Below are 14,771 nucleotides of genomic sequence, written 5' to 3'. Positions count from 1 at the left end.
CGCGGAAGGGCATTTTCTGTGCCCGCCAGGTCCGCCATCTCGGGCTTTGTCACCAAACTGCAAACGCTTCCAGGTAACCGTTTGGGAACCAGGAGGACGACACATGACCGAACACGACAAGACCGAAACCCGCGGCTGGCTGGACATCGAGCTCGAAGACGATATGGATGAGGAGCTTGAGCAGGCCGTTGACGATGTGCGCATCCCGCCCGACCTGCGTGCCCTGATGCAAAGGCACCAGAAGAGCACCCTCGACCGCCACACCTATTTCCGCGAGCTGCTGCGTCTGCAGAGCGAGCTGGTGAAGCTGCAGGACTGGGTGCGCTTCAAGGGCCTCAAGATGGTGATCCTGTTCGAAGGCCGCGATAGCGCCGGGAAGGGGGGCGCCATCAAGCGCATTACCCAGCGCGTCAATCCGCGCAGCTGCCGGGTGGTGGCGCTGCCGGCGCCGTCGGACCGCGAGAAGACCCAATGGTATTTCCAACGGTACGTCTCGCACCTGCCGGCCGCCGGTGAGATCGTGCTGTTCGATCGCAGCTGGTACAACCGCGCCGGTGTGGAGCGCGTCATGGGCTTCGCCACCGATACCGAGGTCGAGGACTTCTTCCGCGACGTGCCGGAGTTCGAGCGCATGCTGGTGCGCTCCGGCATCATCCTGGTGAAGTACTGGTTCTCCATCACCGATGAGGAACAGCAGTTGCGCTTCCTCATGCGCATCCACGACCCCATCAAGCAATGGAAGCTGTCGCCCATGGACCTGCAGTCCCGTGTTCGGTGGGAGCAGTACACCATGGCCAAGGAGGACATGTTCGCGCGTACCAGCATTCCCGAGGCGCCGTGGCACATCGTGGAAGGCAACGACAAGAAGCGCGCCCGGCTCAACCTCATCTCGCATCTCCTCTCGGTCGTCCCCTATGAGGAGGTGCCGCATGAGCCCGTGACGCTGCCCGACCGCGTGTTCAACCCCAACTACGAGCGGCACACCCTGCCGGCCGAGCTATACGTGCCTGAGCGCTACTGATCCTTATGGGCGGACGGAGCCCCCGCCGGACGCCGACACCTTCGGATCGCGGGCAAGCACTGGCCGGCCCGCGGCCTGGACTCAAATGCAATGGGCGGATACCGGCGGGTGTCCACCCGATTTTGTTCGGGCCGTCAACCCGGCCAGCCATCCAGCAGTTCCTCGGTGGTCAGGGTGATGACCTGCTGGGCGAAGCGGGTGCGGTACAGGGTCAGCACGGCGTCATGGGACGTGTCAACGGAACTGCAGACGGCATCGGTCACCACGCAGACGGGATAGCCCAGGTCGATGGCGTCAAGCACCGTGGCCAGCACGCAGACATCGGTCTCGCATCCCGTGACAACCAAGCCGTCGGCCCCGCGCTGCCGCAGCAGGGACGCAAGCGTGCTGCGGATGAAGGCGGAATAGACCGGCTTGTCCACCACGACGGCCGGCGGGCATAGCCGGGCCAGGGGCGCCAGCAACTCCAGGGCGTCGGGAGGCAGATGGTCGCGGGTGGCATGGCGCCAGCGTTCGTAATAGGGACGCCAGGTCCCGGGCATGGTCTCCGGCGTTCGTGGCGGGATGAAGCGGGTGAAAACGGTACGCGCGGGAAAGCGTTCGGCGATCGTGGCCACCATCGGCAGGATGCGGGGCAACCAGAGGGTCGGCCAGGGACCGGAGGGGTGTTCCGGTGAGAACAGTCGCTGCATGTCCAGGCACAGGTGCACGGTGGCTGGCGTCGGCATCCAGTTCATGGCGGCGCTTCCAGATCACGTTGGCGACAACGGCCGTGGGCCCTGGATCATGTAACGCGGCCCCGCGTCCCCTGAACGCGGCGGGCTGCCAATTGTTCACCGTGACGCGATCTGTTGATGACGACCAGGCTGAAACGGCCCTGGCCGGGACGTGGCGTGCCGGACGATCGGAGTCGCTGGAGGCAGCTCGACTGCAACCGGCGCAATATAAACTAAAGGTTATAACGGATGGCCTGCGCCAGGTTCCGAGAGCGGAGAGCGGGTGGTGCATTAGGATAGCTTGTCCAGTCGGTTGGCGTGGTTGCTGAACTGCGGCGCGCCCCTGGCCGTGGGCACCAACGTTTAAAAAGTGGTAAAGACTTCGCGCAAATGGTCGCCGCATATTGCGGTATTTTTCCCATATTTCGCTATTGCGTACGCAAGGGGTACCGCCAAGTGGCTGGGCCTCACCCATTGTTTTATAAGTTGTTATTAAATGTGATGAAATCATACACGAAGAAATGGTTAATCAACCTTAACCAATGGGCCTCTTCGCCTTCCCCGATAGTTGAAGCCTCTGAAGATGCAATTGACATGAATTGCCCAACTATCCCAAAAGGTGGTGGCGCGCCTGTCCCGTTTGGATAGGTCAGGAACCAGGGGGCACGGGGCTCCGGATTCCGGCGCGGAAGAAGGGTTGGGGTGGCAAGAAACGGATTTGGGTGTCGGGCGATGTTCCCCGGCGATACCCCAAAGCCGCCATTTTTGTCTCTCAGCCCGGCAATGGTGCAAACCAGTGGTTGGGAGACAGGTGGCATGGCGAAGCAGGCGGTTACGCGCGGTCAGGGCACGAAGAAGACGCAGCAGGCCTTCCTCCTGGGCGCGTCGGCGCTGGCCATCGGCGTGGGCTTGGCCGCACCGAAATCAGCCTGGGCTAGCGCCTGCGGCAGCTTCTCCACCAATTCCACCATCGGCTCGGCGGCGCACTGCACGTCCTTCATCTGGACGGGCACGCTCGGCACCGTCATCAACAACGGCACGCTGGTGGCCAACAACACCGGCAGCTCCAGCAATTACGCCGGCTTCAGCATCCAGGGCGGCAAGACCCTGACGGCGTTCTTCAACAACAACCTGATCGGCGGCACCGGGACGACGGGCGGCATCGCCGCCATTGTCCTGACGGGCACCCCCACCTACACCACGACCAGCGGCACCATCAGCTACGGCATCAGCGCCTACACCACCATCGGTACCTTCGTGAACAACGCCGCCGGTCTCATCCAGTCGGACGGCGGCTACGGCGCCATCCGGATGATGAATGGCGTGAAGGTCGGCGGCTTCACCAACGACGGCACCATCCTGGCCAACGGCAACAGCGCCTTGAACCTGACGGGCGTCAGCATCGGCACGCTGACCAACAGCGGCTACATCTATAGTTCCGTGGGCGGTGCCATCGACATCGACGTCATCACGACAATCAGCACCGTCGGCACCATCATCAACAGCGGCATGTTGAGGGGCAACAGCGGCGGCACCGGTGCCGTGAACGTGTTCGGCGTGGTGGGCTCGGTCAACAACACCGGCACCATCCTCAACGATTCCGGCCCGGGCGTGGAGGTGCGGAACTACGGCGGCTTCGGCCCGACGGCCATCTACCACAGCCATGTCGGCCAGGACGGTACCCTCAGCACCTTGACCAATTCGGGTCTGATCAGCGGCACCGCCGGTGTTTCCATCGGTGCCGGCGGTTCCATCGTCAACCTGACCAACACCAGCATCGGCACCATCCAGGGCGGCATCGTCATTTCCAAGACCAGCGGCAACGCGTCGGTCACTCACAACGGCTATTTGGGCACCCTGGCCAACAATGGCGTCATCATCGGCAGCATCGCCACCGGCGGCCTGATCGGCACCCTGATCAACACCGGCACCATCAGCGCCACGGGCAACGCCATCAGCATCGGCACCTCGGGTACGATCGCTGGGCTGAACAACAGCGGCGTGATCAGCGGCAACATCGTCAACAATTCCGCCAACACCTTCAGCATCACCGGCGGGACGGGCACGGTCCTCGGCACCTTCACCGGCGCATCGGGCAAGGGCTCGATCATCAACACGCTGAGCAACATCGTAATCACCGGCGGCAACCTGTTTCTGAACGACAATATCAACGTCGGCAGCGGAACGCTGATCAGCCAGGGCACCAACCTGACCATCGCCGCCGGTTCCACCATCACCGGCAACTATTACAACACACTCTCGACCAACACCCTGACCACCAGTGGCCTGACGGTCACAGGCCGCGTGACGCTGATCACCGGCACCATCGTCCCGTCCTTCAGCAGTGCGGGCAATTACATCGTCGGCACGGCCGCCAGCCTGATATATTCGCCCACCGGCATTTCCAACCTCGGCTCGGCCTTCGCCGCCGTGCAGGCCCCCACCGGCGCCCATTTCTCCAACATCGGCGCCAGCGGCACGACGCTGATCTATTACAACCCGCTGATGGATTATGTCGGTGGCGCCGTCGCCTCGGTGAGCGTGGGCAGCACCGTGCTGAACGGCGTCTCCACCATCTATCCGACGGCGCTGTACATCGCCAGCACCGGCACCCTGGGCACGCTGACCAACACCGGTACCATCCGCGGCGATATCGTCAACCTCAGCGCTAACGACCTGTCCATCCGCGGCGGCACGCTCACCACCATCGGCACACTGACCGGTTACAACAACTCCATCGGCACCATCAACAACACCAACAGCAATGTGGTGCTGGTGTCGGGCAACCTACGGATCAACGACGTCATCAACGTCGGCTCCAATACCCTGGTCAACAACGGCGCCAACGTCACCTTCGGCACGCTGGGCACCATCAGCCTCACCGGCAATTTCGCCCAGACGTCCACGCTGGGCACGCTGTCCCTGGGCACCAACCTGCTGTCCATCTCTGGCGCCGCCAGCATCGCTGGCACGGTGCTGAGCAATTTCACCACTACCGTCAACCACACGCTGGGTGAGGCCATCACCTTGATCTCCGCCGGCGGCGGGCTGACCCTGAGCTATGGCACCCTGACCGGCGTGGTCAGTTCCTCCGGCACCGGCATCAACGTGACCGGCACCACGGTCGGCAACAACCTGCTGGCCATGGTGCAGAACTACTATATCGCCGGCACCTACGGCACCATCACCAACACCGGCACCCTGACGGCGGCCTCGGCCGTCTATGTCGCGTCCACCGGCACCCTGGGCGCCGTGTCCAACACCGGTGTCATCCAGGGTAGCATCGTCAACAACAGCGTCCGCGACCTGACCCTGCTGGGCGGCAGCGCCGGCACCTTCGGCACCTTCACCGGCCTCACCGGCACCACGGCGGGTTCCATCACCAACACCGCCAGCAACGTGACGCTGTCGGGCAACGTGCTGCTGAACGACGCCATCAACGCCACCGGCCACACCGTCGTCGCCAACGGCGCGAGCATATACCTGACCAGCGGCATCAACATCACCGGCAACTACAGCCAGACGGGCGGCACGTTGGCCGAGCGGTCGGCCGTCAGCGGCGGTGAACTGATCGTCAGTGGCGCGGCCGTGGTCAGCGGTGTGAACTACACGGTCGTGGGCGCCACCGGCGCCTATCACTATTTGCAGGGACCGGCGGGGGCCACGCCCATCATCGCCGGCGGTGTGGGCTCCAGCTACACCAGCATCACCTACGACAGCGGCATCACCGGTCTGACCCTGGGCGGCTACACCCAGGGCACCAGCCTGTGGGGCACCGTGCTGAACGACTATGTCGGCGACAGCCTGGCCAGCATCTCCATCGGCAGCGGCACCGTGCTGGCCACGCCGGCCGGGGTGGCGACGCTGATCTACATTGCCGGGGCCGGCACGCTGGGCACGCTGTCCAACAGCGGCACCATCCAGGGCAACATCGCCAACAACGGCTCGGCCGACCTCAACCTGCGGGGCGGCAGCGCCACCTGGGGCACCTTCGCCGGTGCCGGCGGCACGCTGGGCACCATCACCAGCACGGGCGGCAACGTGGTGGTCTCCGGCGGCCAGGTCTACCTGGCGGACCAGGTCAACGTCGGCAGCGGTCTGCTGTACAACACCGGCGGTACGCTGGGCGTGGCGCCGGGCGTGACCGTCACGGGCAACTACCTGCAGAACAACGCCAACGGCACGCTGGTCCTGGGCCCGAACGCCCCCCTGGTGGTCACCGGTTCGGCCACCATCAGCGACGGCTACATCAAGGTCGGCAGCTTCGACAGCCTGACCAACCACGTGGCGGGTGATACCACGATCCTGGTGCAGGCGGGGGCGGCTTCCAGCTACACCCTGGTCAGCAGCCAGAGCGTGCCGGTGGTGCAGTCCAACGTGGGCGGCCTGGGCGTCATCGGCACCCAGGTGGGCAACAACCTGCAGGCCGTGGTCGAGAACGACTACTTCGGCACCAGCACGGCGGCGTTCACCCAGGCCGGCACCATCGTGCTGGGGACCAACAGCCAGGCCAGCGCCGCGCTCTACGTGGCGGGGACGGCCACCATCGGCACCCTGACCAACACGGGCGTGCTGAACGGCGAGGCCAACCTCGGCAACGGCATCTTCATGGGGTCGTCGGGCACGCTGGGCGCGTCCATCGGCACGCTGGTCAACAGCGGCACCATCGCCGGCCGCGTGGGTGTCGCCAACTACAACGGCGTCATCGGCACCATCGACAACAGCGGCCAGATTCTGGACAGCCTGCCCAACTCGGGCATCTACAACGGCAACACCATCGGCCTGGTGAACAACCAGGCGGCCGGCACCATCGCCGGCGCCTATGGCATCGCCAACAGCAACCTGCTGGGCACCCTCCAGAACGCCGGGCTGGTCACCGGCTCCATCACCAGCGGGTCGACCACCGCGGTGGGCGTCGCCAACTATGGCACGCTCAACACCCTGACCAACAGCGGCCGCATCCTGGCCACGGCCGCGCGCATCGCGGACGGCGTGCTGAACTACGGCACCCTGGGCACCCTGACCAACGCCACGGGCGGCACCATCGGTGCCAGCGGCACCATCGTCAGCGGCACCAGCAACATCATCGCTGGCGTGAGCAACGGCGGCACCATCGGCACCCTGACCAACAGCGGGCTGGTCACCGTCACCGGCCGCAACACCGTCACCGGCTTCAACGTGGTGGCCGGCATCGCCAACCTGTCGAGCGGCACGATTGGCGTCCTGTCCAATGCCAGCACCATCACCGCCGCCGGCAGCATCACCGACTTCAGCGGCTCCCGCCTGGCGGGCCTGTTCAACTCCGGGGTGATCGGCACGCTGTCCAACACCGTGGACGGGGTCATCAACGGCCTGGACAACTACACCGGCGGCACCATCACCCAGTTGACCAACGCCGGCGTCATCACGTCCGCCTCCCGTTCCGCCCTGTTCAACGAAGGCACCATCGGCAATCTCTCCAACAGCGGGACGATTCAGGGCCCGACCGCGCTGCGCCTGGGCAGCAGCGGCACCATCGGCACCTTCACCAACAGCGGCACCATCGCCGGTTCCATCCTGAACGGCGCTTCCACGGCCCTGACCATCGGCGGTGGTGCTGGCACGGTGGTGGGCGTGCTGACGGGGGTCAGCGGCAGCGTCGGCGGCGCCGACAAGGGCCGGATCACCAGCACCGGCGCCGACCTGGTGTTCAACAGCGGCAACCTGCTGCTGAACGACGACATCACTGCCACCGGCCGCACGGTGACCAACAGCGGCGCCTCGCTGCGCCTGTCCAACAGCGTCATCGTCACGGGCAATTACGCGCAAGGCGCCACCGGCACCCTGGTGCTGGGCAGCGGCGCGCTGCTGTCGGTGACCGGTGCGGCCACGGTCACCGCGGGCACGGTCACGTCCAGCGGCTTCAACGCCACCGGCAACTACCTGGCGGGTGGCAGCAACGTCACCCTGGTGCAGGGCGGCGCCGGCTCGTCCTACAACACCACGGTGGTGGCGGGCGGGGGCATCACCGGCCTGGGCCTGACCGGCAGCGTGTCGGGGAACAACCTGCTGGCCGTGGTCGGCAACGACTATGTCGGCGCCTCGCTGGGTTCCATCGTCAACAGCGGTTCGCTGAGCTACAGCGGCGCCAGCACGGGCGCGGTCTATGTGGCCGGCACCGGCAGCCTGGGCACCCTGGTCAACAGCGGCACCATCGCCGGCTCCATCGCGGTGGAGGTGGCGTCGGGCGGCACGCTGGGCCAGGTGATCAACACCGGTACCATCAGCGGCAACCTGGTCAACCTGTCGACCAACGGGCTGGTCCTGTCGGGCGGCACGGTGGCGGGCACCTACACCGGCGGCACCATCACCAGCACCCTGGCCAACGTGACCCTGGCCTCGGGCGCCATGGTTCTGGGCGACGCGGTCAACGTCGGCGCCGGCACGCTGGTCAACGGCGGCGCCTCGGTGTCGCTCAACACCATCGTCAGCGTCACCGGCAACTACGGCCAGACGGGCGGGACGCTGAACGTGGGGGCCAACGCGCTGGTGGTCAGCGGGGCGGCGGTCATCACCGGCGGCACGGTGGTCTCCGGCGCCACCTTCTCGTCCGCCGCCAACTATCTGGCGGGCAGCAACGCCAGCACCCTGATCCAGGGCGGCGCCGGGTCCAGCTACAGCGGCTACAGCGTGTCCGCCGGGTCGCTCACCGGCCTGGCGTTCGGCGGCACCACCAGCGGCACCAACCTGGTGCTGGCGGTGAACAACGACTATGTCGGGACCCTGCTGCCCACGCTGAACAATACCGGCAGCATCGGCGGCATGCTGTACGCGGCCTATGTCACCAACACCGGCGCGGTAGGCACGCTGAACAACAGCGGCACCCTGGCGGGCGTAGGGGCCAGCACCACGGCCGCGGGGGTGCGCAACGCCGGCAGCATCGGCACGCTGTCCAACAGCGGTGTCATCGGTGTCGGCGGCGCGCATTTCAGCGACGCCGTCTTCAACACCGGCACCATCGGCACCTTGCTGAACGCCAGTGGCACCATCGCCGCCACCGTCAGCGGCGCTGGCGTAGAGAACATCGGGCTGATCGGCAGCCTGGGCAACAGCGGCACCATCATCGGCGCCAGCTATGGCCTGGAGAACGTCGGCACCATCGGCACGCTGAACAACAGCGGCCTGCTCAGCGGCAACACTGCCATCAGCAACGCCGGCACCCTCGGCGTGCTGATCAACAGCGGCAGCATCGGTGGCAACCTGGGCCTGTACCAGCACGGTGCCGTTATCGCCACCCTGGTCAACAGCGGCATCCTAGGTCGCAACGGCGGCATCTTCGCCAGTTCCAGCATCGATACCCTGATCAACAGCGGCACGCTGCTGGGCACCCTCAACAGCACCGGCGCCCTGATGCTGGCTGGCACCGCCACCATCGGTACGCTGGTCAACAGCGGTATCATCAACGGCAACATCACCAACAACGGCGGCGGCGGCCTCACCATCGGCGGGGGCATCGCGGGCACGGTGGGCACGCTGACCGGCGGCACCATCAGCAGCACGCAGCACAATGTGGTGTTCAGCGGCGGCGCGCTGGCGCTAAGCGACGCCATCGATGTCGGCGCCAACACCGTGGCCAACAGCGGCGCCGCGCTGACACTGGGCAGCGCGGTCAGCATCACCGGCAACTATAGCCAGTCCTCGGGCACCCTGGTGATCAACCCCGGGGTCAGCCAGCTGGTGGTCAGCGGCTTGGCCAGCATCACCGGCGGCAAGGTCAGCGCCAGCCTGTCCAGCACGGGCAACTACCTGGCGGGTGGCAATTACACCCTGGTGCAGGGCGGCGCGGGATCCAACTACACCGGTGCCACCCTCACCGTCACGGGCGGTGCGTTGGGCCTTAGCACCGGCACGTCCATCGCCACCATCGGCGGCAATATCGACCTGCTGCTGGCCGTCAACAACGACTATGTCGGCGGCACGCTGGCCACGCTCACCAACACCGGCACCATCAGCGCCAATACCGGCATCCATATCACCAACGGCGGCTCGGTTGGCGTCGTCACCAACAGCGGGCTGCTGAACGGCCGGTACGCCTTCGTCAATCAGGGCAGTGTGGGCACCCTGGTCAACACCGGCGTGATCGCCGCGGGCAGCACCGGGGTCCAGGGCCAGGGCAACTACGGCACGGTCGTCAACAGCGGCACCATCAGCGGCGTCAGCGTGGCCGTGGCCTTCGGCGGGTCCGTCGGCACCCTGGTCAACAGCGGGCTGATCAACGGCTCGCAGGCGCTCTACATCGGCAGCATCCTGGGCACGCTGGTGAACACCGGCACCATCGCCGGGACCATCAACAATGCCGGCGGCGGCCCGCTGACCATCATCGGCGGGACGGGCGGCACCATCGGCACCCTGACCGGCCAATCCGGCGCCGTCGGCGCGCTGGCCAGCAACGCCAACGTGGTGCTGGCCTCGGGCAGCCTGCTGCTGAACGATCAGGTTGTTCTGGGCGGCAACACCCTGTCCAACATGGGCGCCTCAGTGCGGCTGGGCACGCTGATCAGCGTCACGGGCCAGTACAGCCAGACAGCCGGTACCCTGGATGTCGGCGCGGGCCGCCTGGTGGTCAGCGGTGCGGCCAGCATCACCGGCGGCACGGTCGTGGCCACGCTGTCCGGCACCGCCAACTATCTGGCGGGACAGGTCAGCTCCACCACCCTGGTGACGGGCGGCGTCGGCTCCAACTACACCGGCGCCAACGTGGCGGCGGGGGGCGTGACCGGCTTGGCCGTGACCGGCACCACCAGCGGCACCAATCTGGTCGTCGCGGGCCTGAACGACTATGTCGGCACGGTGCTGGGCAGCCTGAACAACACCGGCACGATCAGCGCCAGCAACGCCGTCTACGTGGCGGCGACGGGGACGCTGGGCAGCCTCACCAACACTGGCACGCTGCTGGGCGCCAATGCCGCCCTGAACAACCTGGGCTCTATCGGCACCATCACCATCGGCACGCTGACGGGCACGGGCACGACGACCAGCTATGGCACGGTGGGTCTGCTGCAGGGCGCGGTGGGTATCACCAACGCCGGCAGCATCGGCACGCTGGTCAGCTACGCCACCATCATCGGCACCTCCGGGGCGGCGGTCGATAACCAGGGCTCGATGTACAGCCTGGGCAACGCCGGGACCATCACCGGGGTGACGGCCGGCATCAACAACGCCGGCAGCATCGGCGGCCTGGTCAACGCCAACCAGGTCACCGGCAGCATCGGCATCAACAACACCGGCACCATCGCCTTCATCCAGAACTTCGTCTTCGCCACCGACAGCCTGACCACGTTCATCGGCAGCATCAGCGGCTCGGCCACGGGCCTGAGCAATGCCGGCGTCGTCGGCACCCTGGTCAACGCCGGCGCGATCACCGGCAGCATCGGCCTCAACAACTCGGGCACCGTCCTGGGCCTGGCGAACGCCCTCTTCCCCACCGGCAGCCTCACCGCCGTGGTGGGCAGCATCGCCGGGTCGGCCACGGGTGTGCGCAACACCGGTGTGATCGGGACGCTGCTGAACCAGGGCCTGATCTCCGGTGGCAACTACGCGCTGTACAACGGCGCCGGCGCCACGCTGGGCACCATTGCCAACGCCGGCACGATCAGCGGCAACATCGTCAACCTGTCGGCGACCGACCTGGTCATCGCGGGCGGTGGCGGCACCCTGACGGGCGGCAGCATCAGCAACACCGCCAGCAACCTGGTGTTCGCCGGCGGTACCCAGGTGGTCAATGACGCCCTCAACGTGGGCAGCCACACGGTGGTCAACAGCGGCGCCAGTCTGGCCTTGGGCGGTGACCTCAGCATCACCGGCAACTACAGCCAGGCTACGGGCACGCTGGGCCTGTCGACCAACCACCTGTTCGTCAGCGGTGTCGCCAATGTGAGCGGCGGGGTCATCACCGCCAGCGTCAGCTCCATCGGCAATTACGTGGTGGGCTCGCCCACCGGCGCCATCCTGGTCCAGGGCGGGGCGGGGTCCAGCTACACCGGGGTCAGCCTGACCTCCGACGTCACCGGCCTGACCATCGCCGCCGGCGTGGACACCATCGGGTCCAACGTGGACCTGGTGGTCGCGGCGGCCAACGACTACATCGGCGGCACGCTGGGCAGCTTGGGTAACAGCGGCACCATCACCGGCGTGGTCACGGCGGCCTACATCGCCACCCTGGGCAGCCTGGGCACCTTGGCCAACAGCGGCCTGCTGGACGGGGCCCGCTATGGCATCCGCAACCGGGGCACCATTGGCCTGGTGGACAACAGCGGCACGGCCACGGGCCTGGTCGGCCTGTGGAACCAGGGCGTCATCGGCACGGTCGTCAACACCGGCCTGCTGAAGGACGCGCCCTCGGCCCAGGCCGCCGGCCTGAACAACGCCGGCAGCATCGGCGTGCTCACCAACATGGGCAGCATCAGCAGCGTCGCCTACGGCCTGTACAACAGCGGCAGCATCGGCGGCATCGACAACAGTGGCGTCATCAGCGCCACCGATACCATCACGGGCCGGGCCCTGCGCAACGCCATCGGCGCCACCATCACCGCGATCGGCAACAGCGGCACCATCGCCGGCGCCACCGCCCTGTACAACCAGGGCAGTGTCGGCACCATCGCCAACAGCGGCGTGATCGCCGGCAACGTGGTGAACGCCAGCGCCAACGCCCTGGTGTTCACCGGCGGCACCGGTGCCACCATCGGCACGCTGACGGGTGCCACCGGCGTCGGCACCATCAGCAGCACGTTGGCCAACGTGGTGCTGGCCGGCGGCAACCTGGCCCTGAACGACCAGGTGGACCTGGGCGGGACCAATACCCTGGTCAACGGCGGCGCATCCCTGCGCCTGTCCACCCTCATCGCCGTCACGGGCACTTACAGCCAGTCGGCGGGCACCTTGCAGGTGGCATACGGCAGCGGCCAGCTGGCCGTCAGCGCCGCCGCGGTGCTGACCGGCGGCACCATCGCCGCCACGGGCGTGCCGGGCACCATCAACATGCTGGCGGGCGTGGGCGACACCGTGGCCCTGGTGGCCGGGGGCGTGGGCTCCAGCTACACCGGCCTCAGCTACACCAGCGACGTGACGGGGATGGAGGTCACGGGCAGCGTCGGCGGCAACAGCCTCTACCTGGCTGGTATCAACGACTATGTCGGCGGCACGCTGGGAACGCTCAGCAACAGCGGCACCATCAATGCCAACAACGCCGTCTACGTGGCGGCCACGGGCACGCTGGGCAGCCTGACCAACAGCGGCACGCTGGCGGGCGCCAACGCCGCCATCAACAACCTGGGCAGCATCAACAGCATCCTCAACGGCACGCTGGGGACGGTGGGCAGCAGCCTGGGCGTCATGGTGGGCGCGGTGGGTGTGGCCAACGCCGGCAGCATCGGCACGCTGACCAGCTACGGCACCATCCTCGGCACCACCGGGGCGGCGGTCGACAACCAGGGCATGGTGTTCGGCCTGGGCAATGCCGGGACCATCACCGGGGTGACGGCCGGCGTGAACAATGCCGGGACCCTGAGTATCTTCCAGAACGCCGGCCTGGTTACCGGCTCCATCGGCATCAACAATACCGGGACCATCGCGCTTCTCGGCAACATCGGCTTCGGCACCCTGATCGGCAGCATCAGCGGCTCGGCCACCGGCCTGCGCAACACCGGCGTCATGGGCACGCTGCTGAACCAGGGCCTGATCTCCGGCGGCGCCTACGCGCTGTACAACGGCGCCAGTGCCACGCTGGGCACCATCGCCAACGCCGGCACGATCAGCGGCAACATCGCCAACCTCTCGGCGACCGACCTGGTCATCGCGGGCGGTGGTGGCACCCTGACGGGGGGTAGCATCACCAACACCGCCAGCAACCTGGTGTTCGCCGGCGGCGCGCAGGTGCTGGGCGACAGCATCGTCAACGTGGGCAGCCACACGGTGGTGAACAGCGGGGCCAGCCTGGCCCTGGCCAGCACCGTCACCATCACCGGCAACTACAGCCAGGCGACGGGCACGCTGGCCCTGGGCAGCAATCATCTGGAGGTCAGTGGCGTGGCCGCCATCAGCGGCGGCACCATCACGGCCGATATCAGCTCCATCACCAACTACATCGTGGGGTCGTCAACCGGCGTCATCCTGGTGCAGGGCGGGGCGGGGTCCAGCTATACCGGCGTGGGCATCTATTCCGGCATCAGTGGCCTGACCATCGGTACCGGCGTCACCACCATAGGGTCCGACGTCGACCTGGTGCTGGCGGCGGTGAACGACTACATCGGCGGTACGCTGGCCAGCCTGAACAACACCGGCACCATCAGCGGTGTGGTCACGGCGGCCTACATTGCCGGCGCAGGCAGCCTGGGCACGCTGTCCAACAGCGGCCTGCTCGAGGGTGAGCTCTACGGCATCCATAACCAGGGCACCATCGGCCTGGTGGACAACAGCGGCACGGCCAGCGGCGTCGTCGGCCTGTTCAACCAGGGCACCATCGGCACGGTGCTGAACACCGGCCTGCTTAAGGACCGGCAGGAGGTCAATGCCGCCGGCCTTAACAACACCATCGGAGCCAGCATCGGTGCCGTGATCAACCAGGGCACCATCAGCAGCGTGCCCTACGGCCTGTACAACAGCGGCACCATCGCCAGCATCGCCAACAGCGGGGTGATCAGCGCCACCGACACCGTCTCTGGCCAGGGTCTGCACAACAGCATCGCCGGCGTCATCGGCACCATTACCAACAGCGGCACCATCGCCGGCGTCGTCGCCCTGTACAACGAGGGCAGCATCGGCACCATCGCCAACAGCGGCACCATCGCCGGCAGCATCGTGAACACCAGCGCCAACGCCCTGGTGTTCACCGGCGGCAGCGGGTCCACCCTGGGCACGCTGACCGGTACCAACGGCATCGGCACGATCACCAGCACGCTGGCGAATGTGGAACTGGCCAGCGGCAACCTGGTGCTGAACGACCAGGTCAACGTTGGTGCCGGCACGCTGGTGAACAGCGGCGCCAACGTGCTGCTGAC

At 66.7% G+C, this 14,771-nt stretch carries 3 protein-coding genes; 2 read left to right on the top strand and 1 reads right to left on the bottom strand.

The window, feature by feature from the left end:
* The first annotated feature begins 103 nt into the window (after window positions 1-103).
* Window positions 104-1,021 (top strand): polyphosphate kinase 2, encoded by a 918-nt coding sequence (gene ppk2 / locus FBZ88_RS29615; RefSeq protein WP_145620580.1) that lies wholly within the window; start codon window positions 104-106, stop codon window positions 1,019-1,021.
* Window positions 1,022-1,155: 134 nt separating this feature from the next.
* Here ppk2 and FBZ88_RS29610 read toward each other — a convergent pair whose 3' ends face one another.
* Entirely contained in the window at window positions 1,156-1,758 is a 603-nt protein-coding gene (locus FBZ88_RS29610) for a cysteine hydrolase family protein (RefSeq protein ID WP_145620578.1), read from the bottom strand.
* A 795-nt stretch (window positions 1,759-2,553) separates the two neighbouring features.
* On the opposite strand from FBZ88_RS29610, the gene FBZ88_RS29605 reads away from it, so the two are divergent.
* Window positions 2,554-14,771, top strand: a 12,218-nt coding sequence (locus FBZ88_RS29605) for an S-layer family protein (RefSeq protein ID WP_145620577.1), incomplete at its 3' end; no start/stop codon positions are given.

Origin of the sequence: Nitrospirillum bahiense, assembly GCF_007828025.1 — a bacterium.
Taxonomy (GTDB): domain Bacteria; phylum Pseudomonadota; class Alphaproteobacteria; order Azospirillales; family Azospirillaceae; genus Nitrospirillum; species Nitrospirillum amazonense.
This window is presented reverse-complemented; position numbering and strand designations above follow the sequence as displayed.

What these genes read in the sequence shown, in the direction of transcription:
- FBZ88_RS29610 (WP_145620578.1), bottom strand. Translation starts at nt 1,758, where the DNA reads ATGAACTGGATGCCGACGCCAGCCACCGTGCACCTGTGCCTGGACATG.
- ppk2 (WP_145620580.1), top strand. Translation starts at nt 104, where the DNA reads ATGACCGAACACGACAAGACCGAAACCCGCGGCTGGCTGGACATCGAG.